Source organism: Sulfurovum sp. (assembly GCA_026990595.1).
In the GTDB taxonomy this organism is placed as follows: Bacteria; Campylobacterota; Campylobacteria; order Campylobacterales; family Sulfurovaceae; genus Sulfurovum.
On the sequence record JALXCZ010000018.1, the window covers coordinates 1 to 22,969 of the forward strand.

Annotated in this window: 23 protein-coding genes; 7 read left to right on the forward strand and 16 right to left on the reverse strand. The window is 38.4% G+C overall.

The window, feature by feature from the left end:
- Nucleotides 1–237: 237 nt before the first annotated feature.
- Both MVE01_RS04870 and MVE01_RS04875 read left to right on the forward strand, forming a co-directional pair.
- Nucleotides 238–1,818, forward strand: coding sequence for a SulP family inorganic anion transporter (locus MVE01_RS04870; RefSeq protein WP_472561047.1), 1,581 nt, complete (start codon nucleotides 238–240; stop codon nucleotides 1,816–1,818).
- A gap of 128 nt (nucleotides 1,819–1,946) precedes the next feature.
- On the forward strand, nucleotides 1,947–2,633 hold the full coding sequence (locus MVE01_RS04875; RefSeq protein WP_472561048.1) for a rhodanese-like domain-containing protein: 687 nt from the start codon (nucleotides 1,947–1,949) through the stop codon (nucleotides 2,631–2,633).
- Nucleotide 2,634: 1 nt separating this feature from the next.
- On the opposite strand, the gene MVE01_RS04880 is transcribed toward MVE01_RS04875, so the two are convergent.
- The 4 genes from MVE01_RS04880 to mog all read right to left on the reverse strand — a co-directional run bounded on the left by MVE01_RS04880 (nucleotide 2,635) and on the right by mog (nucleotide 4,606).
- A complete protein-coding gene (locus MVE01_RS04880; RefSeq protein WP_472561049.1) occupies nucleotides 2,635–3,381 on the reverse strand; it encodes a carbonic anhydrase in 747 nt (248 codons plus the stop codon).
- A gap of 174 nt (nucleotides 3,382–3,555) precedes the next feature.
- Entirely contained in the window at nucleotides 3,556–3,780 is a 225-nt protein-coding gene (locus MVE01_RS04885; RefSeq protein ID WP_472561050.1) for a hypothetical protein, read from the reverse strand.
- On the reverse strand, nucleotides 3,777–3,986 hold the full coding sequence (locus MVE01_RS04890) for a hypothetical protein (protein WP_472561051.1): 210 nt from the start codon (nucleotides 3,984–3,986) through the stop codon (nucleotides 3,777–3,779). Before MVE01_RS04890 ends, MVE01_RS04885 begins: the two co-directional genes overlap by 4 nt.
- An 86-nt stretch (nucleotides 3,987–4,072) precedes the next feature.
- Nucleotides 4,073–4,606 carry a molybdopterin adenylyltransferase gene (gene mog, locus MVE01_RS04895; protein ID WP_472561052.1) on the reverse strand — a complete coding sequence of 178 codons (534 nt, stop codon included), beginning with the start codon at nucleotides 4,604–4,606 and terminating at the stop codon, nucleotides 4,073–4,075.
- Between the two features lie 122 nt (nucleotides 4,607–4,728).
- Between mog and MVE01_RS04900 the strand changes: the two genes are divergently transcribed.
- Nucleotides 4,729–5,853, forward strand: a complete 1,125-nt coding sequence (locus tag MVE01_RS04900) for a GGDEF domain-containing protein (RefSeq protein WP_472561053.1) — start codon at nucleotides 4,729–4,731, stop codon at nucleotides 5,851–5,853.
- Between the two features lie 2 nt (nucleotides 5,854–5,855).
- Here MVE01_RS04900 and MVE01_RS04905 read toward each other — a convergent pair whose 3' ends face one another.
- A complete protein-coding gene (locus tag MVE01_RS04905; protein WP_472561054.1) occupies nucleotides 5,856–6,671 on the reverse strand; it encodes an SDR family NAD(P)-dependent oxidoreductase in 816 nt (271 codons plus the stop codon).
- On the reverse strand, nucleotides 6,668–7,348 hold the full coding sequence (locus tag MVE01_RS04910; RefSeq protein WP_472561055.1) for a 3-methyladenine DNA glycosylase: 681 nt from the start codon (nucleotides 7,346–7,348) through the stop codon (nucleotides 6,668–6,670). Before MVE01_RS04910 ends, MVE01_RS04905 begins: the two co-directional genes overlap by 4 nt.
- A gap of 78 nt (nucleotides 7,349–7,426) precedes the next feature.
- On the opposite strand from MVE01_RS04910, the gene lepB reads away from it, so the two are divergent.
- The gene (lepB, locus tag MVE01_RS04915; RefSeq protein ID WP_472561056.1) at nucleotides 7,427–8,032 is read left to right on the forward strand and encodes a signal peptidase I; all 606 of its coding nucleotides are present in this window, start codon (nucleotides 7,427–7,429) and stop codon (nucleotides 8,030–8,032) included.
- Here the strand turns inward: lepB and bioV are convergent, their stop codons facing one another.
- The 6 genes from bioV to MVE01_RS04945 all read right to left on the reverse strand — a co-directional run bounded on the left by bioV (nucleotide 8,033) and on the right by MVE01_RS04945 (nucleotide 15,632).
- A complete protein-coding gene (bioV, locus tag MVE01_RS04920; protein WP_472561057.1) occupies nucleotides 8,033–8,545 on the reverse strand; it encodes a pimelyl-ACP methyl ester esterase BioV in 513 nt (170 codons plus the stop codon).
- A gap of 2 nt (nucleotides 8,546–8,547) precedes the next feature.
- Nucleotides 8,548–10,221, reverse strand: coding sequence for an AAA family ATPase (locus MVE01_RS04925; protein WP_472561058.1), 1,674 nt, complete (start codon nucleotides 10,219–10,221; stop codon nucleotides 8,548–8,550).
- On the reverse strand, nucleotides 10,196–11,443 hold the full coding sequence (gene mtaB / locus MVE01_RS04930) for a tRNA (N(6)-L-threonylcarbamoyladenosine(37)-C(2))-methylthiotransferase MtaB (RefSeq protein ID WP_472561059.1): 1,248 nt from the start codon (nucleotides 11,441–11,443) through the stop codon (nucleotides 10,196–10,198). The genes MVE01_RS04925 and mtaB overlap by 26 nt, the downstream gene beginning before the upstream one ends.
- On the reverse strand, nucleotides 11,444–13,084 hold the full coding sequence (locus MVE01_RS04935) for a mechanosensitive ion channel domain-containing protein (protein ID WP_472561060.1): 1,641 nt from the start codon (nucleotides 13,082–13,084) through the stop codon (nucleotides 11,444–11,446).
- Nucleotides 13,081–14,133 carry a 3-dehydroquinate synthase gene (gene aroB / locus MVE01_RS04940; RefSeq protein ID WP_472561061.1) on the reverse strand — a complete coding sequence of 351 codons (1,053 nt, stop codon included), beginning with the start codon at nucleotides 14,131–14,133 and terminating at the stop codon, nucleotides 13,081–13,083. The genes MVE01_RS04935 and aroB overlap by 4 nt, the downstream gene beginning before the upstream one ends.
- A 74-nt stretch (nucleotides 14,134–14,207) precedes the next feature.
- On the reverse strand, nucleotides 14,208–15,632 hold the full coding sequence (locus MVE01_RS04945; RefSeq protein WP_472561062.1) for a COG3400 family protein: 1,425 nt from the start codon (nucleotides 15,630–15,632) through the stop codon (nucleotides 14,208–14,210).
- 54 nt (nucleotides 15,633–15,686) lie between these two features.
- Between MVE01_RS04945 and tgt the strand changes: the two genes are divergently transcribed.
- Nucleotides 15,687–16,808 (forward strand): tRNA guanosine(34) transglycosylase Tgt, encoded by a 1,122-nt coding sequence (gene tgt, locus MVE01_RS04950; protein WP_472561063.1) that lies wholly within the window; start codon nucleotides 15,687–15,689, stop codon nucleotides 16,806–16,808.
- 1 nt (nucleotide 16,809) lies between these two features.
- On the opposite strand, the gene MVE01_RS04955 is transcribed toward tgt, so the two are convergent.
- Both MVE01_RS04955 and MVE01_RS04960 read right to left on the reverse strand, forming a co-directional pair.
- Nucleotides 16,810–17,382 carry a transglycosylase SLT domain-containing protein gene (locus MVE01_RS04955; RefSeq protein ID WP_472561064.1) on the reverse strand — a complete coding sequence of 191 codons (573 nt, stop codon included), beginning with the start codon at nucleotides 17,380–17,382 and terminating at the stop codon, nucleotides 16,810–16,812.
- Nucleotides 17,383–17,473: 91 nt separating this feature from the next.
- Entirely contained in the window at nucleotides 17,474–18,364 is an 891-nt protein-coding gene (locus MVE01_RS04960) for a 5'-nucleotidase (RefSeq protein WP_472561065.1), read from the reverse strand.
- Nucleotides 18,365–18,432: 68 nt separating this feature from the next.
- On the opposite strand from MVE01_RS04960, the gene MVE01_RS04965 reads away from it, so the two are divergent.
- Both MVE01_RS04965 and MVE01_RS04970 read left to right on the forward strand, forming a co-directional pair.
- Nucleotides 18,433–18,996 (forward strand): LemA family protein, encoded by a 564-nt coding sequence (locus tag MVE01_RS04965; RefSeq protein ID WP_472561066.1) that lies wholly within the window; start codon nucleotides 18,433–18,435, stop codon nucleotides 18,994–18,996.
- Between the two features lie 11 nt (nucleotides 18,997–19,007).
- Nucleotides 19,008–20,873 (forward strand): DUF2207 domain-containing protein, encoded by a 1,866-nt coding sequence (locus tag MVE01_RS04970; protein ID WP_472561067.1) that lies wholly within the window; start codon nucleotides 19,008–19,010, stop codon nucleotides 20,871–20,873.
- Nucleotides 20,874–20,953: 80 nt separating this feature from the next.
- On the opposite strand, the gene MVE01_RS04975 is transcribed toward MVE01_RS04970, so the two are convergent.
- Together MVE01_RS04975 and MVE01_RS04980 are read right to left on the reverse strand one after the other, a co-directional pair.
- Complete coding sequence (locus MVE01_RS04975; protein WP_472561068.1) at nucleotides 20,954–21,577, reverse strand: hypothetical protein; 624 nt, start codon at nucleotides 21,575–21,577, stop codon at nucleotides 20,954–20,956.
- 98 nt (nucleotides 21,578–21,675) lie between these two features.
- Nucleotides 21,676–22,602 (reverse strand): toll/interleukin-1 receptor domain-containing protein, encoded by a 927-nt coding sequence (locus MVE01_RS04980; RefSeq protein ID WP_472561069.1) that lies wholly within the window; start codon nucleotides 22,600–22,602, stop codon nucleotides 21,676–21,678.
- Nucleotides 22,603–22,969: the final 367 nt, after the last annotated feature.

Below are 22,969 nucleotides of genomic sequence, written 5' to 3' on the forward strand. Positions count from 1 at the left end.
GATCAAAGAGCAGATGGAGCGAGAAAAAAAGTATGCAAAAGAGCAAAAGTTCTATCAGGGAGATGAGTATGATCTTAAAGCCGTAGAGATCAATAAAAAGTCACTTGAACATGTTCCTGTCATTGAGCCTGATTATGATTTTGATATTACGGATGTCTACAGGGATGATATCTAACTTCTAACTCAAATAATTATGGTAGAATTCCACACTTTTATTCTTAGTGTAAGGAAAACCCCTTGTTCAATATTCAGAACTATTCAAAACAAAATATTAAAAATGATGTGCTTTCCGGGGCCTTGGTTGCAGTGGCACTTGTCCCTGAAGCGATCGCTTTTTCATTTATTGCAGGGGTTTCCCCTGTAGTTGGGCTTTACGGAGCATTTATCATTGGTCTTATTACAGCTGTTTTAGGGGGTAAACCCGGGATGATCTCCGGAGCTACAGGCTCTGTGGCTGTGGTTTTTGTTTCGCTGGGTCTTGCTGTAAAGAAGATGTATCCCGATCTGGATGCAGAAGCACTCTCTATGATGGTCTTACACTATATTCTGCTGACTTCCATTATTGCAGGATTGATCCAGATCACCATAGGTGCTTTAAAGATGGGTAAATTTATTCGTCTTGTGCCTCAACCTGCCCTCTTTGGCTTCGTGAATGGTCTGGCCATTGTCATTGCCTTGGCACAGCTCCCTTTTCTTGCTCCTGCCCATATGGAGCAGTATAGTTCATGGGTGGACATTCTAAAAGCGAGTTTTTCTGAAAACTATATTATGTATGTTATTATTATCGCGACTATGGCAACAATGCAATTTTTGCCAAAAGTAAGCAAAGCCGTTCCTGCAGGGCTTGTTGCAATCGTAGTTGTAACACTCGTAGTTTATTTTGGGCATATTGATACAAAAACCGTAGGAGACCTTGCCGATCTTTCTCATGTTTCACTGCCGCATTTTGTCTTGCCGGATGCTTCCCTTTTCTCTTGGGATTCTATGGCGATCATCCTGCCTACTGCTGTGATCGTGGCTCTGGTAGGACTCATAGAGTCTTTGCTTACCCTCTCTGTACTCGATGAGATGGGCGGGAAGCGTGGTTCAGGGAACAAAGAGTGTGTAGCACTGGGTATAGGGAATGCAACTTCGGGACTTTTTGGTGGTATGGCAGGATGTGCGATGATCGGTCAGTCCGTTATCAACTTTACCTCCGGAGGACTTGGACGTTTGTCATCCTTTACCGCAGCGGTACTGCTCATTATTCTTGTGGTCAGTTTTTCTTCTGTGATTGCAGCTATTCCTATGGCGGTATTGGTGGGGATCATGTTCATGGTGAGTATTGGTACGTTTGAATTTTCATCAATTAAGCGTATTACCCATATGCCTAAAGCAGATGCTTTTGTTCTGATAACAGTGACGATCATTACCATCTTTTTTGATCTTGCTGTGGCAGTTATCGCAGGTATCATTATTTCTGCACTGGTCTTTGCCTGGAAACATGCAAAGATTTTTGCACAGATAAAAGAGGAAAATGGTAAAAAGATCTACGAACTTGATGGTCCGCTTTTCTTTGGCTCGGTTACCTCTTTTAATGAGCAATTTGATGTGGAAAATGATCCCAAAGAGGTAGTTATTGACTTTAAAAAAGCAAGGGTCATGGACAGTTCTGGGGCAGAAGCAATTGATGCTTTAACTCTAAAATATAAAAATGCCGGTAAAAAACTGACACTCAGACATCTCTCTGAAGATTGCAAGAAAACACTAAAGACAGCAGGACCGTTTTGTACCTATGAAGAGGATGATCCTACGTACAAAGTGGCACATAACGTCTAAATAATACAGTTAAGATATTTCAAAATAAAATATTTTAACTGCAAATTCCAAGCCTTCCACCCATACTTTACTTAAAACTTATATTAAGATATAATAATTATTAATGTGAAAATAGATAAAGGATATTTATGTTAAAAAAATATATCATGATGGGTTTGATCCTCTCCACCTTTTCTCTTACAGCAAATAGCGGTTTTGAATATAGCGGTGTTATGGTTACTACCACTACAGCAGATAAACAGCAAAAAAATTATGTAGTCAAACGAAATATTCCGGCTATCTGTAAAAAGATCCCTATTAACAATGAGATGCTCTGGACAGGTAATTATGCGAATGAAAAGGTACCACAGGCATGTAAGTCCACTTATGTACATACAAAAGGAAAACTGTTGCCCATACAGCTTGATGCAGATCTCGAAACCTACGGAGAATTGGAAGTTCTCGCTTTTCTTAAGGAAATGCAACAAAACAAGAAACTCCTTCTTGTCGACAGTCGTAAAGAGGAGTGGTTTAAATATCGGACTATTCCAGGAGCGGTTAATATGCCGTTTCATTACTTTAAATACAGAGATGAGTATGAATTTTATTTTGAATATGCTTTAAAACATTTGGGCGTATTTATTCAAAAAGACGGAGAGTATGATTTTAGCAACGCCAAAACACTGGTACTCTTCTGCAATGGTCCATGGTGCAGCCAATCACCTGCAATGATCTACGCACTTTTGGAGATTGGGTACCCGGCAGAAAAACTGAAATGGTACCGTGGGGGGATGCAAGACTGGTTGGGTGCGGGCATGACCTCCACACGGGATTGAATTAGTCTATAACTACTCTTGCATCCATCGGCTGAATGGGTCTGTTGTTGTTATGATGCATGAGATGATGGAACTTTTCTACCTGCTCTTTAGAGACAGTGACAGGCGTTTTCAATACGAACCATCTTACCCCTTCTGTACATGGAGGCGTCGTTAAGGAACCGTTAAAGCGGTAGTAGTGCTTGTTCTTTGGCATGATCGCATTAGCGATACCTGCAAGTTTAAGCGTATTGCTCTCCCCTTCTTTACCCGGTATTTTTGCCCATACTTTTTCAAGTGCTTTGTTTGCTTTACCCTCTTTGAACATCACCGCGATCACTGCTATATTTCCTTTTTTATCCAAATTCACAAAGTGTGCCTCAAGAGGGAAAGATTGCCCGTTAATATGGTTTTCACTTGGAGAGTGGAAATGAAACTGCTTGAGTTCAAAAGTATCACCGTCTATCTTGAAAGTGTTTCCCGGTTCCATGTTCACCTGTACTGTATGTCCGTTATCGACAATATTTTTAGAACGACCTGCATAATGTGGAGCCAGTGGAGGAAGATGTGCATGGAGAGAATGGGTAATATTGATTGGTGACTGATTCGCCCCTACACCACACTCTCTGTATTTTTCAGAAAGATGTCCCCATGTATCTGGTGTATTATGACCAGTGTATCCCCAATGTGAATTGTGGACTTCATTGGTTGCACATCCTGTCATAAGTGCAACAGATGATACTAAAAGTATTGATGTGATTTTTTTCATTCTTGATCCTTTAAAATAATAATATATTTATTAAGTATAGATCTATTCAAATTAAAAAGTCTCATTTTATGGTTAAAAAGTCATAAATTATCACTTTAAATGATAATTTATAGAAAATTGTTCAAAAATACTGTTTTATATAAGCAAGACTATTGAAGTTTCTAAAAGACACTTCTAAAGAAAAAACATCCCTACCATGAGCAGAAAAAATGGAAGCAGAGCCAAGGTATAGATGAGTTCTTGTGTTTTTACTGCTTTGTAAATGCCCCAGAAAAAAAGCCCGACAGTAAGGATAAAAACTGCTAGATAGAGGTAACCTAAACTATTTGAAGGGTGTGATTTTTCTTCTGCTACAAGCAGTAAGGTAAAGCTAAAAAAAAGATAAAGATATTTTTTCATTTTTCCAGATCCTCTCTTGCAAGTCTATCTACCATTTTAATACTCTCCAAAGCATTTGTTAGTATCTGCTTTGTGGAAGCCAGCGGTTTCATATGGAGATTGGTCTCTCCTTTTCCAAGGCTCTCATTCATCAGTACCTCCATCACTTCTTTTTCAAGTTCATCAATGATCTCTCCCAGTTTCTTTTCAATAAATTCTATATTCATTATGGTATCCTTCCCTCCATTTATTTGAGGACACAGCTTTAATTTCTTTCAGAAATTCAACCAATGTCCCCTAGTCCATTTATATGTTACTTTGACTTAGGTCTAAATATTTTAATCACTGCTTCATCAGCTTCCATATAATGACCACCTATAAGATCAATACAATACGGTACGGCAGGAAATACTGCATCCAGGCATTCACGGATAGATTTGGGTTTTCCTGGAAGATTAATTATCAGTGAACCATTGCAGATACCTGCAGTTTGACGTGACAGGATAGCTGTTGGCACATACTGCAAACTCACTGCCCGCATCTGCTCTCCAAACCCCGGAAGCAGTTTTTGACAGACATTCTCTGTGGCTTCTGTGGTAACATCTCTCATTGCCGGTCCGGTACCACCTGTAGTAACAATGAGGTCACAGTTATGATCACGGGAGAGTTCTACAAGTGTTGTTTCTATAAGACTCTGCTCATCTGGAATACATCTATATTCATATTCACATTCATTTAGAAGATATGCCTTCATTGTATCCATAATAGCTACACCTGAGATATCTTCGTAGATGCCCTGAGATGCCCTGTCACTTGTGGTTATAACACCTATTTTTATTTTATCCATACTATAATTTCCTAAATTTTTTATTGAATTATACCCAAATTGATATCAGTAAAAAAGTATTATTTTAAGTTAGTATAACTATAATATATACTTTGAAAGATGATTGTAGGGGCGAACATAATTTGAATAAAACAAATCTAGGTAAAAATTCTTCTGAAAATGAAAACAGTAGACCAAGTAATTATAGACTTAATGCACCGTCACTGGCAGATTCACACTATTCACGTCAACTCTATATTTTAAAAGCCATCACACTTTTGGCTATTGCCTGTACGTTGCCCCTAGGTTTGCTAGCCCTCTCCAAAGATCAATCCCCCCTCTCCTATACCCTGTTGTCCATTGCTTTTCTTGCCACACTAAACTATGTGCTTATACTCACAAAGAAGATCAGTTATGCTTTGGCAACTGCTGTTATAAGCTACCCTTTAGTACTGCTCATGCTCTATTTGGTGGCTGCAGGAGGAGTGAACAATACCGGATCTCTGTGGATCTACTCTTTACCTGTGGTCATTCTTTTTCTTCACGGACTTAAAAAAGGTGGAGCTATTCTCTGTGCTTTTTTACTGGCTATGGTTTGGATCTTGTTTGTTCCGGATAATATCTTTCTGCACACAGTATATACTTTTGACTATAAAGCACGTTTGATCCTTGTCTTTATTCTGGATGCTACTTTAACCGCTGCCTATGAGTACTCTACCGAAAATCTTTTTGGGAAGATGAAACTTCTTACAGAAGAGCTTTCAAACATTGCAGAAGAAGATCAACTCACACAGCTTCGCAACAGACGTGGGGTACATTATCATATGGAACGCATTTATGCACAAGAGAAAAGAGATGATACAAATATGAGTCTTATCATGTGTGATATCGACTATTTTAAAGATGTGAATGACCGCTATGGACATGAAGCCGGGGACAAAGTGCTTATGGAAGTTGCCAGTGTGATCAAAAATACAATACGAAGAACCGATATAGCTGCACGTTGGGGTGGCGAAGAATTTCTTGTTATACTGCCGAAAACAAATGAAAAAGAAGCCTATCTGGTTGCTGAAAAGATACGGAAAAATATTCTTGATCTGTTGATCACACATGAAAAATATCAGATCAAGGTGAGTCTAAGTGCGGGGATAGCTGACAATAAACACACCTCTTCTGTTGACGGACTGATCAAACTGGCAGATAATTATATGTATGAAGCAAAGTCAAAAGGACGTAACATTACCTGTCCAACGATGTTCTATTATTGATATTAGCCTATTTTCATTAGAATATGATCTAAAAAATTTGTACTTACAGCTCTTTTCATATAGCCCAGAAGATATGTTGCTTTCGTAATATAATATCTAGGTTTTGGATACTTAGCCAAGACAATAGTATGTACTATTTTTGCTACTGAAACAGCCTCTTCATTAAAAGGGACTTTTTTGGCTGTTCCCTCTATACTTTGCCGGTATTTATCACTAAAGACAGAGTGCTCTGTATCTACATTTTCCTGAAGTTTTTGAATGGCAGTTTGACGAAAATGGCTGCTAATTGGTTCCGTATTAAGCAATACAGGGTAAATATTTGTATCTTTCAGTTCCAGTCTCAATGTATCTGTAAGTCCTTCTATTGCATATTTGCTTGCATTGTAGGCACCTCTTCCGAAAAGTGAAATAAGTCCAAGTACCGAACTGTGTTGAATAATCTTTCCATATCCTTGCACTCTCATTACAGGAATGATCTGTCTTGTACATTCATGCAGACCGAAAACATTGGTTTCGAACTGTTCTTTTAGTACCTCTGTAGTAATATCTTCCAAAGCACCCGGCTGTCCATATCCTGCATTGTTGAACCAGACATCGATCTTACCGTCTATTTTCAACACTTTGGCGATAACACTGCTTATCTCCTTACTGTTTCTCACATCAAGCTGCATGGCATTTTCAAATCCAATTGATTTTAACATTGCAACATCTTCGGAAGTCCTGGCAGTAGGATAGACTTTAACAAATTTATCTCTAAGATATGTTTCTGTTTTTAAACCTATACCGGTACTACATCCGGTGATAACGATATTTGTCACACTCTGATCCTTTTGTTCAATGTACTGATATCCACTTCTTTTCCTCTAATATACTCTTTTGCAAACTCTACGATCTTACCGTGAAATCGTGCATAAACAGTATGAAGTGTAACGGGTATATCATACATTTTTGTTATTTTATCAAAGTTTGCTTCGATCCCCTCTTGCATCCATTCCTGTATCTGCATATAGTTTTCAAATTCATATCCAAAGGCACCCAAGAGCCTGTTAGTATAGCTGTCCACAACAAAGATTTCACGGGAACAACCGTAACAAAGTATGGAGTCAGCACTCTCCATACCAATACCTTTCTGGGAAAGTAGCCATTTTCTGTCTACATGCTTTTGAAATAATTCAAAACTACCGAATTCATTTAAGATATTGGTGCAAAGCAATTTAAGTCTATGGGCTTTGGTGTTGTAAAAACCACTTGGTTTAATAAGATCTGCTATCTCTTGGGTAGAGGCAGCACTAAGTGCCTGAAGTGTAAGTAAGTCATCTGTTTTAAGATTTTTAAGAGATTCTTCCACCCTTTCCCAGTTGGTTTGCTGTGTAAGTAATGCACCCACAACGACTTCAAATGTATTACTGTTTGGCCACCAAAGCAAATCTCTATTTGTCTGCATATAACCCATTTGCTTCAGTGCAGAAAATAATTCATAGCTGTTTTGTAACATACTCCTATCCTTTTTAGATGCTCCTTGTAATATTACCGTACTAATATCTATTTTAACTCAAAAAGTTATAATATTCCTATGAAAAAATTCATCTTGCCTATACTCATTCTTTTTTCTGTCTCTTTTTACATGTTACGTCTATACAAGATCAGCGGTACAAGTATGAATTATGGTTTGATAGAAGGAGACATCGTACTTACCTATCGCCAATTTGATGCCATACACAGAGGCGATATGCTTGTGATAAAACATCCTCTTGATCCTGAAGGACGACTTTACATTAAACGCTGTGCTGCTCTTCCCGGTGACAAATATTTCCAAAAAGAACGTTCGTTTTATTTACAGCCGGAAGGAAACTCAACGAGAACAAAAGTATTGGCACAGACTTATGATCTTCAGGCAGTACAGACAAAAGATGGCTACTTTCTTAAAGATCCATATTTAAAATATTATGGCGTAGTACATAACTGGAGACTCCGTGTACCCAAAGTATTGACCCAGCTTCCGGTAACAACGGTTAAACCCAAACACTACTTTATGCTTGGTGATCTTAGAGACAATTCTGCTGATAGCCGTTTTTTTGGTGCGGTACCCCGTTCATGGATTTTTTCAAAAGTGATTTATGTATTTAAAAAGCCAAGAACATGGCAGGAGTTAATTACAGTTAAAGAAGCCGATGAATGATCAGTTCTTTAATATATGCCCTACCCTTTTTATAAAATAGGTTGTAGTCAGCGGTGAGAAAAATGCAAAAGCATCTTCTGCATCGATGATCTTGTCTTCAGCTCCTAAAAAGACCTCTATAGTCGTACCTCTTTCAAGTACCTCTTCTATTTTTCTACTATCCCACCGGTAGGTAAGAAGCGCTTCAAGTTCCTCTTTGCATCCTATCTTTAGATAGGCAGACAGATCCAACTTCAAAGGAGAAGATACATTGGCTAAAAACTGCTTGACATAGGCTTCCTGTCCTGCCTCAAAGTAATGTAACTGTGTACGGATGAAACTTACTTTTTGTGTCTGAAAAAAAGCAGGAGAAAGAAGGATAAGCCTCTCTATACGCTCTTTGGAGTGATAGACATATTCAAATGCTTTTTGTGCACCATAACTGAATCCTGCTACACATAGATTGCTTTTCAAGAGGTATGCATCAAAGAGTTCCTCTTCCTTTTGCAGAGAAAAACCGTTAAAAAAAAGCATCTTTAAAATATCTCTTTTAGGATCTCTTGAGACTTTTGATGTGTAATATTTTCATGCATTAACAGATACTTTGAAACTTCATCCAATGCACGTTCAAGTGTTTTAAGAAGGGCTTTGACTTCAGAGACAGACTCTTTTAAAAGCTCCTCTTCCGCTAATGGGGTTACAATGAAGTTCTCACTCATAGCGTACTCGTAGATCACTTTTCTAACTAACTCTTTGGCTTGCATAATATCATTGCTTGCATTGGTGAACTGTTCATTGTAGTACATCTGTGTAGCAATGCTTCCAGCCAAATAAACCTTAATACGGTTAAGCAATTTTGAACGTGAGAGTATCTCATGCTCTTGGGCGATCAATCGTGTATTGACAATACCGATCTTCTCAAACTCAACGTCCAGCCATGTAGCGATCACAGCTTTGGCTCCCTGATAGACAGCCTGAATCTTTCTCTCCTCTTCAGTAAAACTCAATATTTTGCGTTTACCGGTAAGTACCTTTTCTTTGACAGCTTCAAAATCGGAAGTTTCAACAGTAGTACGTCCCTCTCTCATCGCAAAGATCGCTGCTTCGTTGGTCAAAGTGTCCAGTGCAGCCGAATTAAAGCCTACAGTCATACGTGCTACCTGTTCTATATCTACTGTATGCGGTTTGTGTGCAAGGTAGAGCTCAAGTGTTTTGGCTCTGTCTTCAAGGTCGGGAAGGGAGATGTGGATGCGTCTGTCAAAACGCCCGGCACGAAGGAGTGCTTCATCCAGTACATCTATTTTGTTGGTGGCACCGATAACTATAACTCCTGAACTCTCTTCAAAACCATCCATCTCTGTAAGCAGTTGGTTCAGGGTAGCTTCTCTCTCATCATTTCTAAATTCACCTCTGCTTTTACCCACAGCATCTATCTCGTCTATAAAGATAATACTTGGAGCCATCTGTTTTGCTTTCTTAAAAAGTTCTGAAACTCTTTTTGCTCCCATACCTACATAGATATGAACAAAAGAAGCGCCACTCTGATAGAAGAAAGGTACACCAGCCTCACCGGCCACTGCTTTGGAAATAAGTGTTTTTCCCACACCCGGAGGACCAACAAGTAATACACCCTTGGGAAGACGGATATCCAGATCACGGTATTTTTGGGGCTCTCTAAGAAAATCAATGATCTCTTCAAGCTCCTCTTTAACATCTTTTATTCCCGCTACATCTGCAAAAGTAACATGTGATTTCAGTGCCTGTACAGGCTCATTGTCCTGATTCTCCTCTACCCTTGCAGCTCTTATTTGTTTAAGTTGCTGCAGTCTGCTTTGTTTCATGAATCTAAACAGAAACCAAAAAGCACCTGCCAAAATAAACAGAGACAAAATATCATAAACAGAAGTACCCTCTTCCTTAACTTCTACAGGATATTTGGTGAAAAAAGCTGTTTTGTTGATGGCATCTTTATATATCTTATAACGGTTTTGAGCTGTTTTAAGACGAATATATTCTCCATCAACAATGATCTTTTCTATTTTATTTTCAGTAAAAAGCTTATTCGCCTGAGTATGTGTGATCAATGGATCGGTATCTCTCAATACGATAAAAGTAAGAAGCCCTAAAAAAATCACCAACAAACTGATGATGATCTTGATATTTTTACTATTAAGTGCTTTAGGGTTAAAGCTGCGCTTTGTTTCCTTCATTGGTCACCTCCACATGATTGAGAAGCACCCAGTTTGAACTGAGGTCTTCCTGACTTTTGACTTCAACTCTGTTGAAATATTGGTCAAAGCCATGATAAATATTCTCTTTGCCATTTTCAAGTAAGACTTCTAAATTTTCAGTATGGTCACGTCTGAATAGAAAATTTTTTGCTTTGACAAGCTCCGTAAGTTCTTTGTGACGCTCTTTGGCAATATTTCCTCTGATTTCGGGCTTCATACTGCTTGAAGCTGTATGATCGCGTTTTGAATAAGAGAAGGCATGTACATGGGTCAACGGCAACTCTTTTATTCTATCTATTGCCTCTGTCCATGCCTTTTCATCTTCTCTGGGATGCCCTACAATGAAGTCTGTACCAAGAGCATAGCCTTTATCGGCTATTTTGTGAAAAAGTTCAAAGTCTGTTTTGTAACTGTTTCTTCGGTTCATCAGTTCCAGCATCTTGTCACTGGTATGTTGTAAGGCAATATGCAAATGCTTTGCCATCCATGGTTCAGAGAGTAACTCCATAAAGGCATCATCTATTTGTATAGGCTCCAGACTTCCTATACGTATACGTCTGACACCTCGTATAGTACTGATCTTTTTAAGTAGTTCTGCCATGGAAGTATGATGATCCTTTCCGTAAGATCCGACATTGGTTCCTGTAAGAATGAATTCTCCAAAGCCATTGCTTGCCAGTTTGGTGACCTGTTCCAGAATAGTCTCTTCTTTATGGGATCTGGCACCACCTCGAACCGCAGGGATAATACAGTAAGAGCAGGCAAAGTCACACCCCTCCTGTATTTTGATGAATGCCCTGCTTTTTCCGACAAACTCCTCTACAATGGTAGAATCGATATGTTTAAGATCACCTATCTGGTAAAAAGGCTCTTCGATCTTGAGTATCTCATTGATCTTCTCTTTTTCTGAGTGTCCCATGACACCAAAGACTTTTTTATCTTCAAAAAGTGTTTCTCCTTTGGAGTGTGACCCGCAGCCGGCAAGAATCACCTTGGCGTTTGGGTTTTTACGCTTCATGGAAGAGATATAGTTACGCACTGATGAGTCTGCCCCGTTGGTAACAGTACAGGAGTTTACCACAATAATGTCACTATTAAGCTCGTCCTGACTAAGTTCAAATTCCTGTAGTTTTGACATCATCACCTGTGTATCAAACTGATTTGTTCTGCAACCGAATGTTTTAAAATAGACACGTTTCATTTATGCTTCTTCATCAAAGAGTGTAGGTGCTTGGGCAATGGGCTTACGTACATCTTTATCCACATAGATAGACTGTGTAGGAAATGCAAGGGTAATATCGTCCTCAGCCTGTATACGTTCAATGATCTCTATAGATATTGTACTTCTGAGTGTCAATGTCGCATAGGCGTTGGTATGGTACCATGCAGAGATCTTGATACCGTAAGGTTCTATGAAAGTATAGATACGTGGTTCAACATTTGTATTTTTCATACTGTACTGGCTTCTGAGTTTGTTGAGCTGTTTTCTTGTAATATCAGTGTACCCTTTAGAGTATTTTTTAGTGATCTCTTTGGCGATAGAAGATGCTTTTGAGACATTGGAGTCAAATGTGATCATCAGATCAATACCATCCCAGACTGTCTTAAGTCCGGCATGGGAGTAGTTTGCAACCATATCGGTAAAGATGAAGTTATTCGGTACAAAAATGATCCGTCCGGCTCTTCTGTTGTGCATATAGGTTGTGAGTGTAATATCTTCCTGTATGGTCATTCTAAGCAGTGAAATATCAACAATATCCCCTACATATTCTACATTACCACGTACAAATTTTACACGATCACCCACATGCACCGCACCGCCAATAACAATAACGAACCAGCCCATGAGTGACATAAACCAGTCTTTCATTGCAATAGCGATACCCGCAGAGGCGAACCCGAGAATAGTTACCAGATAGCTGACATTCTCAATATAGGCAAAGAGTAACGTAAGCAGCAAGAGCGTAAAGAAGGTAATATTCAAAGCTTTGTTAATGGTATAGAAACGGTCATTGTCTGACATATAGCGACGTACAAGATATTTTACCAGTAAAATAAAGATAATAAAGAAAAGTATGATTCCTCCAATGACCATTGCTTTTTGTACTTCTCTTTTAATATCAGACTGAAGATTGAGTTTGATCTCATCGATCTTTTTCGTATAAACATTTTCTGTGGTTTTGAATATTTCAATGACCGGTGCAAATGTTTTGATCTGCTCCTGTGTATCTTTAAGTTCACTGCTGTATTTTTTATTCTTTGGATCATCAAGTAAAAGTTTTTGAAGAATGGCACGCTTCTCTTTAAGTTTCTTCATAACATTCTGAATAGATTGATATCTTTCATCATATTCTTTATGATCAGAGTTGAGTTTTTCCTGATATGAAAGTGCAGAGATCACAGCAAAAGGGTTACCTACAGAAGGTACTTCTTCAATTGCCGGCGGTGTAAGAAATTTTTTAAAAGGATTTTTCTCATACTCCTGGAGCAGCTGCAGTTTGCCCTTGAGTATAGACTTGTCATTTTTTGCATTTTCAAGAGCTACCTCTTCTGTTTTGCTGCGTTTACGTTTTCTTTCCAACTGATAAATACGCGTATCAAGTATTCCCTCCTGCTTTTTAAGTTCATTATATGTATGGTAGTTACTATAGATCTTGGACCATATATTGTTTTCTTTAAGCGCTTTATCCAATGTCTCTTTTTCCAGTAATAGTTTTTGATCTATTCTTACAGAAGTTGTATGGTTACTCTCCAAGGCTGTTGTATTATTGGTCTCTACTTCTGTCTGTGCAAGAGCAAATGTGCTTAAAAGAAGTACAATAAAGAGAAACTTTTTTCTCATCCAGCTTCTCCAAATCTAGCAAGTACTTTTTTTACCACTGCTTCATCAATATCTGAAAGCATTCTATAATCCCCTATTCCATGAGGTAAAATAAACTTAATGCTATTGTGTGCACTTTTTTTGTCAAGGAAAAAATGCTCATAAAAATCATCTACATCTTTAATAGTATAGGTTGTAGGCAAAGAAGCACTTTCAAGAAGTGTTTTTACTTCATATGCCTCCTCTTTGCTCATAAGTCCCAACTCCACAGCCAGAGCATTTGCCATGACCATACCTATAGCGACCGCTTCACCATGCAGATAGGTAGTGTAATTTGTCTCATTCTCTACTACATGCCCGAAAGTATGTCCATAGTTCAACACGGCACGTATTCCTGCCTCTTTCTCATCCTGGTTGACCACCCGGGCTTTGAGTGTAACACTTTTGGCAATAGTCTTTTTGAGTACCTCTTCATTACTCAGATCAGCTTCTTGGAGAAATGTAAAATAGTCCCTGTCAAACATCACAGCCATTTTAACGATCTCAGCAACACCCGCTGCAAATTCACGAGGAGGAAGTGTTTTTAAAAATTCAGGGTCAATGTAAACAGCTTTAGGCTGATAAAATGCCCCAATAAGATTTTTACCGTATTGGTTGTTCACACCGGTCTTCCCGCCTACACTGGCATCTACCTGAGAGAGAAGTGTTGTAGGTATCTGCACAAAGTCTATCCCGCGTTGGTAAAGACTTGCCGTAAATCCTGTCATATCTCCTATAACTCCGCCGCCAAAGGCGATAAGCAGTGATTTTCTATCAAGTTTATATTCAAAACATGCATTGAGAATATTTTCAACCGTTGCAAGTGTTTTGTGCTCCTCACCATCGGGTACGGTCACGACATGCAATGTTTTTGCAGAGATCCTGCTTAAAAGTGTTTCAAGATGAAAGCCTGCCACGGTAGGATTGGTCACGATCACTACTTTAGTATCGAATCTGAGTTTGGGTAGAGAATCTATGGTGATATTATATGTAATATTTTGTGTTTGCGCTAATTCTATCGGGACGATCATTGAGGAAAACCTTAGTACGGTAATATATTATTGGCTTTATTTTATCTTAAATGTGTTTAATTCTCTATTATGCCCTACTCCAAAGCAAAAGGAACGAGTAGTTTGGGGTGTGTTTCAGTAGCAAGAAGGAAATCCTGTACTTTTGTAGAAACAAATTTTAAAATAGTATTACTTTGAAGATCCTTTTCAAAAGGAGCAATCTGTAAAATATCTTCCATTGCAGAGATCTCTCGAATAGGATTTGCTATTTTTTGTTGGATGTCTATCTCCATATTGAAAATGTGTGAAAGTGTCTCATAGTGTTCTATGATGATCTTTCTGCTTTCAAAATCTCCTTCAGGGTCAAAGTCACCAAGCATCAACTGCAGCCCCAGTGATTCTGAAATATCAAATGCTGTAGAAGAGATGGATTCCATTTGTTCATTTTCACTCATAAGTATCACTGCTTTTTTTACATTATAAAGAAGTTTGTCTCCAAAAAGATAAACTACTTTTCTAAGATCATACAATGTCTCTTTGATCTCTTCTTTTTCAAATGTTTCAATACTCGTAAGTACCAGTCCTATATCGTGTTCCTGTATATCATATTCTACAAGGGTTTTAATATCTTCATCATCATAACAGACTGAGATCCTTATTTTTTCCGACTCATAGGTTTTAAGTTCATCTATCAAGGCAAAATTATTAGGATAGAGTATACGCACAAAAAGTGACTTGTCTTCAAGCTTCTCTAAAAGATAAATACTCTCTTTAAGGTAGATCAGTGCATTTTTCTGATCAAATCTTAAATCCATCATCAAATAGAGGTCTCTTCCAAAAGGTTCAGGAAAAAGACCTATACGTTTATTGATCGTCTTATAAACACCGTCAAGCACAATAGGTTTTCCCAGAACAAGCAGTGTATCATTGGGACGTATCATCGTTGCATTGGTTGGGAGAATCTGCTTTTCATCACGGTAAACAGCAGCAATCTTCCATTTTCTCTGTAGAATGGAGCCAACATGTCTGAATGCATAAGTACTGCCAAACGGTACATGTATCTCCATGATCTCGCCTTTACCCAAACCGACATTTTGTGCAACGACCGGTACATTGGGAAGATGATCATAAAGATGTGCAGCGATCAGCTCATCACTATACAAAACAGTTACATTCTCTTCCTCTTTACCTATCTCATCATTATCCCACTGGTTCACGAGAACTATTCTTACTTTATTATCTATCAGACGTATATTCTTTAGTGAATACTCGGCATCTTCCATATTTTCCATAACAATAAAAACATTTGAATATTTTACATCATTCATGATCGTTCTCATTTTGGAATAGCTTGTAGGATCTGCCTTTATCATAGAGATATTTTTCCCCATTCTTTCAGGTGTCACACCCTCTTTGTAACACGTAACATAATATTTATTTTCCGCTACTCTCTTCTTACCGACCCATTCTATGAAATGTTTAGCAATGCTGCCGTCTGCGAGTATAAGTATGTTTTTCATTTATGCCCTATTTGGATATAATCCTAAAATTATTTAAGAGGACATTATAACACAATGCAATTTCAGATCAATAATGTTGATGGTAAAGCAAGAGCCTGTACCATACAAACGGCTCACTCTACCATACAAACCCCTGTTTTTATGCCTGTGGGCACAGTAGGTGCGGTCAAAGCACTGGATGCAACAGACTTAGGCACCTTCATTGAACCTGAGATCATTCTTGCAAATACATACCATATGTATATTCGCCCGGGTGATGATGTAGTTGCCAAAATGGGGAAATTGCACGGTTTCACCAAATATCCTAAAAGTTTTTTAACTGACAGCGGCGGTTTTCAAGCCTTTTCACTTTCAGATAATGTCAAGATAGATGAAGGCGGTATTACTTTCCGAAGTCATCTTGACGGAAGCAAACACTACTTCACCCCAAAGAAGGTCATTGATATCCAGCATAACCTTGGCTCAGATATCATGATGATCCTTGATGATCTGGTTGCTCTGCCTGCGACACAGGAACGTATTGCAGCCAGTATAGACAGAACTACACGCTGGGCTCAGGAGAGTATAGAATACTTTAGAGGCAAACAGAAAGAAGGTGTCGGTATTGATCAGAACATCTTTGCTATCATTCAGGGAGGTACAGACAAAGCTTTTAGAGAAAAGTCTGCAAAAGAGCTTTGTGCTCTGCCATATGATGGTTTTGCCATCGGTGGGCTGAGTGTCGGAGAAGCCAACCAGGATATGTATGATACCGTAGAGTGGACCACACAATTCATGCCTACAGACAAACCACGCTACCTTATGGGTGTGGGTACACCGGAAGACTTGGTAGAAAATGTCTACAGAGGTATCGATATGTTTGACTGTGTCATGCCTACACGTAATGCACGAAACGGTACACTTTTTACCAGTTTTGGAAAAGTCAACATTAAAAAAGCATGCTATACGACCGATGAAAGCCCCATAGACCCTGAGTGCAACTGTATGGTATGTCAAACTTACTCCCGTGCATATTTAAGACATCTTTTCCGTGCCAGAGAGATTACCTATTTCCGTTTGGGAACCATTCATAATCTTTATTACTATCTTGATCTTATGAAACAGATGAGAGAAGCGATTTTGAAGGAAAGATTTGAAGAATTCAGAAAAGAATTCTACAGGAAACGTAAACAGTAGGCTATCCTAACTTACGTTTCCAATATCTGATCCATGTCATTCTCAGCTGTGATCTTTTTACTTTTTGAAGTTTTCCGGGAAGATTTTGACGTAGATTATGTTCCAGTTTTTTTGTAAGCGGTTTGTTTCTGATAATAGCATTAAATCCGCCTGCTCCCTGCTGATGGCTTGCATATAAAGAAAAAGCTGAGATCTTATGTCCACCTCTTTTGAGACTTAAGATATTGTCTTTCATAATAGCATTAAAGATCTTGTCCTGATTATCCGGTTTTTTCCATTGATGTATTGAAATATGTAATTTTTTAGCATAATATGCTGCTGTACTCGGCATGATCTGATAACGTCCGTAGGCACCGCTATTTTTATTTTCTGCATTGTATTTGCCTGTCGTTGATTCTATTTTTACAAGTTTATGAACAATCTGTTCCAATGTCTTAGGATGCATATTGGCAACTTTTGCCAGTTTTGAATAGGAAGCTTCCATATTCGTACTTGCAAGAAGCATAGCAAGTGGGATAGAAAGCTTTATAAGCTCTTTTTTTGGTTTTTTTATTTTTGCTACCAATCTTTTCATGATCTATACCTCCTGTTACGTTGGTATCTATCTTTAGTATAGTACTTTTTTAAAAAATATTCAAGTTACCTTGTTTAATATTAATTAGTATTTATCGTCTATATGGGACTTTTGCCGATGGGGTCTCTTTTGAAGTAACTTCCAAATGGGTATCCTGATCATCAAAAAAGATATCTGCTCCGAATGCTTTGATGACTTCATATTTCTGTACACCTCCCTGAAAAAAGGCTTCATCTACACGTACACCCCATCCTTCCAGTGTACCCAATACTCTCTCATGAGTTGAGAAGTTTCTTGCAGTTACCAGAGCTGTACGTATAGGTGAGGCTTCCATAGGAAATTTGTCCTGTATCTCTGAGATGATTTTAAGGAATTTAAAGAAGGGACCTTTACTGAGAGGATTTTTGGAATTTTGACGTTCATGGGCAATGAAGGCTTCCAACCCCTGCTCCTGATAAACTTTCTCACTCTCATCACCAAAGATCACAGCATCTCCATCGAAAGCGATTTTAACGATGTCACTCTCTTTTGAGGTTACCGGAGTATGTGGCAGTATGGTAGCAGCAGCAACACCGGAGTTGATCGCTTCTTCTACATCAGGTGTATGAACAGAGAGGAACAGATCTACTTTGAATGCTTCCAAATAACGTGCTACAGGTGTCCCCGCTGTCCAGCCTGTCCTTTCTATGTCCAGGGCATAGTGTTCTATAGATCGCCCTATGCGTAAACCTGTAGCCGCATTGTTCCGTGAAAGAATGATCACCTCTATAAGTTTATTGTTAAACTTTTTATTGATAGCAAGAAGGTTCTGAACGAATCTGAATGCAGAGCCTTTTTCCAACGGAGCGTCTAAATGTGCAAGCTGATGTGTGTAGTAAGCTTCTAATCCCTCTTTGTCAAAAATAGCATTCTCCTCTTCCAGATCGAACAATGCACGAGATGAGATAGCAATCACCAGTTTGTTTTGAAGATCGTAAGCCATAGAAATACTCTTTTTTAAAGAAAGTATAACGTGCTATAATTAAAGGGAACCGATCAAAAGGAAATAAAATGAGTTTTGGAAATATCGTTCTTCTTACTATTGTAGCTATAGGTGCCTATCTTGTAGCTATTTATAACAAATTTGTATCACTCAGAGCAGGTATTGATGCTGCCTGGTCAGACATTGATGTACAGCTAAAACGTCGTTATGACCTTATTCCTGCCCTGGTAGATACTGTCAAAGGATATAAAGATTACGAAGCCGGTACACTTGAAAAAGTGATACAGGCACGTCAACAGGGTCTGGGTGCAGGAACCGTAGAAGAAAAAGCTGCTGCAGCCAATGCACTCTCAGGCGCTTTGGGAAAACTGTTTGCTCTGGCAGAAGCATATCCTGATCTCAAAGCCAATCAGAACTTTCTACACCTTCAGGGAGAGTTGAGCAGTCTTGAGGACTCCATACAGAATGCAAGACGTTACTACAATGCTATAGTAAGAGACTATAACGCCAAACTTGAGTCTTTCCCTGACCTTTTTGTTGCACAAAAATTCAACTTTACACCACGTAACTATTTTGAATTGGATGAGAGCGAGGCTAAATCAGTCAAAAAGATGCCAAATATCGATCTTTAAGAGCAGCGGGTATGACAAAAATCCTTCTTGCCCTGCTCTTTTTACTCTTCAGTACATCTGTCTGGGCTGAAAAGATCTCAGCATATGAAGTGAATGTTACAGTAGAACAAAGTGGTGAACTCTCCATTACCGAAACGATAACGTATAATTTTGAAGGAGAGCAGAAGCATGGTATCTTTCGTGATATTCCTTTTACAGTGAAAGTCGACTCAGTCATAAAAGATCTCGAACTCTCTGATTTTTCAGTGCAGCTCGACAAGCATATGGTTCCTTGGGAAAACTCTACCATGGACTCTGTTCATGCCGGAAAGATCCTGCGTCTGAAGATCGGCTCTGCCTCTACTTCTATTACAGGAAAACACATATATCATATCGCTTACAATGTAAAAAAAGGTGTACTTCCTTCTGCTCAGAATGAAGAGAATGATGCGATCCGCTGGAATATCATTGGTACAGGCTGGAAAGTACCTATTTACCATATCTCTGCACATTTCTTTCTGCCGGATTCACTCTCACAGAACAATACAGCACTTTCAACCTACACAGGGATGTATGGCGCAAAAACATCCATCGCAGTTACCCAATGGATCAATCCCCATCATTTGCAGATAAAGATCCCCTCATTGCAGCCTCACCAGGGCGCTACAGTAGAGATAGCCTACCCTGCCGATATTTTGGATCAAAATGGACAAGACAATGTCGCCCCCTCATTGATGGACTGGTTTTGGAAAAATTGGCATTGGGGAGCATTGGTCGGATTTCTACTCTATTTCCGTACTATGTACAAAAAAAACACCGGTTTCGCAGATACACGTTCTGTTGCTGTGCAATACGATCCACCCAAAGACCTAAGTTTGTTACAATCAGGACTTATTTTAGATAAATTTGCAGATAATGAAGATTTTGCTGCGGCAGTATTGGAATTGGGATATTTGGGGTATTTGGAGATAGAACAAAAAGACAAAAAACTTGATCCTGTTTTAAAACGTACAGAGAAAAAAGCAGAAGGACTTACGATGGACCAAAAATATCTGCTTGAAAATACCTTGTTTAAAAACAGAGATCATTTTGTGATGTCAGGAGCTTCCCAGGTCAGAGCCATGGCGCTTCAGAATCATTTCACCCACATCAATAAGAACCTCTATACTTGGGCAGTAAGTGAAGGTTATATGGTTGAAAACCCTCAGCGGACAAGAAAAAACTTTATATCGAAAACCATTATGCTGCTGCTTCCTGTTCTGGGTTTGATCTTTTACTCTCTAGCTTCAAAATATGGCAGCGATGCTATTTTTATACTTATTTTTCCAATTGTATTTGGCGCTGTAGGCATAAGCATGATATTTTCAAATACGGGGATGAACAAACTGTTCGGATTTATTTTTGCAGGCGCAGGGATGATGCCTTTATTTATCTTCTTTAATAAAGGTTTTACGTTTAAAGAGCTGTTCACTGGTCCGTTGGCAGTCTTGATCATCTTATTTATCGCAGCATTTTATGTCTATAAGAAAATAGGCAAATTCACCCAAAAAGGTGCGCAGGCACAGAAACATCTTTTAGGACTCAAAGAGTTTGTCAAGCGTGTCAAGCAGGATGAGATCCAAAGACGCCTGAAGGCAGATCCTCTTTATCTTGAAAAAATGCTGCCCTATGCTATGCTTTTCGGTGAAGCAGACCATTGGCTCTCATTTTACGATGTTTTAAATGTAGATACCCCACACTGGTACGTTGGAAATATCCACAACATGGGAGGTTTCTCAAACTCAGTAAACGCAGCAGCCACACCACCAAACACAAGTTCAAGCGGTGGCGGAGGCTTCTCAGGTGGTGGTGGATTCTCCGGAGGAGGAGGCGGTGGTGGAGGTGGTGGCTCTTGGTAGTCTGGCTTTGTTTTAACGGCTGAAGTGAGCTAATAAATTGCCTGCAGGGTAATTTATTAGCTCCCCCTGATTTGTTATATTCACCTTCTACCTCCAGATGCAAATACTGTTGCAATAAAAATAAATGCAATAAATGCAATAAATGCACCTTTTAATGTTGTTTCATTAAAAAGATAAATACTCATTACTGCTAGACAAGCTGCAAAAAGTGCAAATAACAACCCTTGAATACGTCGCCAACGGTAGATGTCAACTGTCCAAAATTTATCAACAATAGATGCTATTGGTATGGATAGCTTACTAACTATCAATAATAGAGGTATATAAATAATTAATGCGATTAATACAAATGAACCTTGAACGTAACTTGTACCAATTTCAATATGTGGTAGCAAGTCCCCAATAAAACGTGCATCACTTAAAAAAATTATATTCTTTTTAAAGATTGTTTTTAACATTGGAGGCATTAGTAATGCTATATAGACTATAAAAAATGTGTAGAAATAAAAAAATATATTAAACATTGCTAAGTTAAATTTAGCTCGATTTTTCGCTCTTGTTTCATCGGGCAATTCTAGCTCAATATATTCAGGTGCTTGAGATGGACCAGGAAACCAATTTGACTTTGACCTTAATAACTCAAAAAGAAATGCAGCTATTAATCCTGAAATAACTCCATAGATGATGTTTGTCATAGCGTCCATGTCTAAATTTACTCCCTATTAATATTAACGTTTATTTTGAGAAATATGAAGCACAGCAGGGGCTCATATTTCTCTCCAAGTACTTGTTATGTAGAAACTTACTCGAAACCTGTTTCTTTCTTTTGATTGATTTTATACTCAAATGATACTGATGATCTATCTGCCCCATGGTTTCTAGCTTTTATTTTACCAAGTTTAATAACTGCAAAAAAGCCATTTTGATTTACCAAGGTGACAAGTTCACCTGTATTAGGAGTTCTTGACCTAGAGGTGTAGTCAAATGTTGAAGCATCTTTTATATCGGAAAAAGAGCTAGCACCATATGCTAAAGCAATGCCTTCTATGCTTACTGGGTCATTATATATGTGTATGGAACCGTTACTTGCACTCGAAAAATCCAGCTCAAATTGCATGATACCTGCACCAATCATGTAACGACCATTATGGTTGTCATAATCAAATTCAATATTACCTTCAAAACTTGGATTAGAGTATTGACTTGTACTACTTGCAATTGAAGATGCTATTGGACTTTCAGAAATTTCGAATGGATTACTGCCTAGAGCTGGACGAACTTTTATAGATTCACCATGTATTTCTTTTATCAATATTAAATAAGAACTTTCATAATCAGATTCATTACGAAAATCTATGTAGCGTTTTGATTGAAGAAATATAGGAGTAACTTTTGGTGCATTATTATTTTTTATGAGAGGTAAAATTTTTTCCGAGTTTATATTGTTCATTAACTCTGAGGTTAAAATCATTTTTTCATAGCCAACGCCTCCAGAACCAATATTCGCTTTAGATACATATGTTTCTGAACAAACACAAATCACTCGGTCAACTTCAGTTAATCCACCTTCCATAAAGGAAGGTAAGTCGCCGCCTAACCTTAAATCCCATTGATCTAGAATTACATCAACACCATTCTTTACTAATCTAGTTGCAAGGCTTAATACCCATGCTTTGTGAGCTTCATTATCGTGAGAATATGAGATAAAACATTTTGGGGCTTGACTCATGCGCTTTCCTTTTTACATAACGGTTGAGTACAAAAACATGTTACCTATTTTTGTACTCTTTTAAGTTCTACAATGGTATCTAAATCTTTTAAGTTTTCAAAGCTAAAAATCGGCTGTGGTAACATTTTTTCTCGTTCCCATCCGTCCTCGGTGGGAATGCATACGAGAATCTAAAAAACATGACAATATGTCATATTTTTACACTCTCTAGTTTTTCTAAACTATAATACAAGAAAAAAGATAAAACTATGGGAAGAAGCAGATACAAAATTTATGAACCAACACATCCGCATTTTGTTACGTGTACTGTACTAAATTGGCTTCCTATCTTTACACGCAAAGAGAGTGTAGAAATACTCCTGGATAG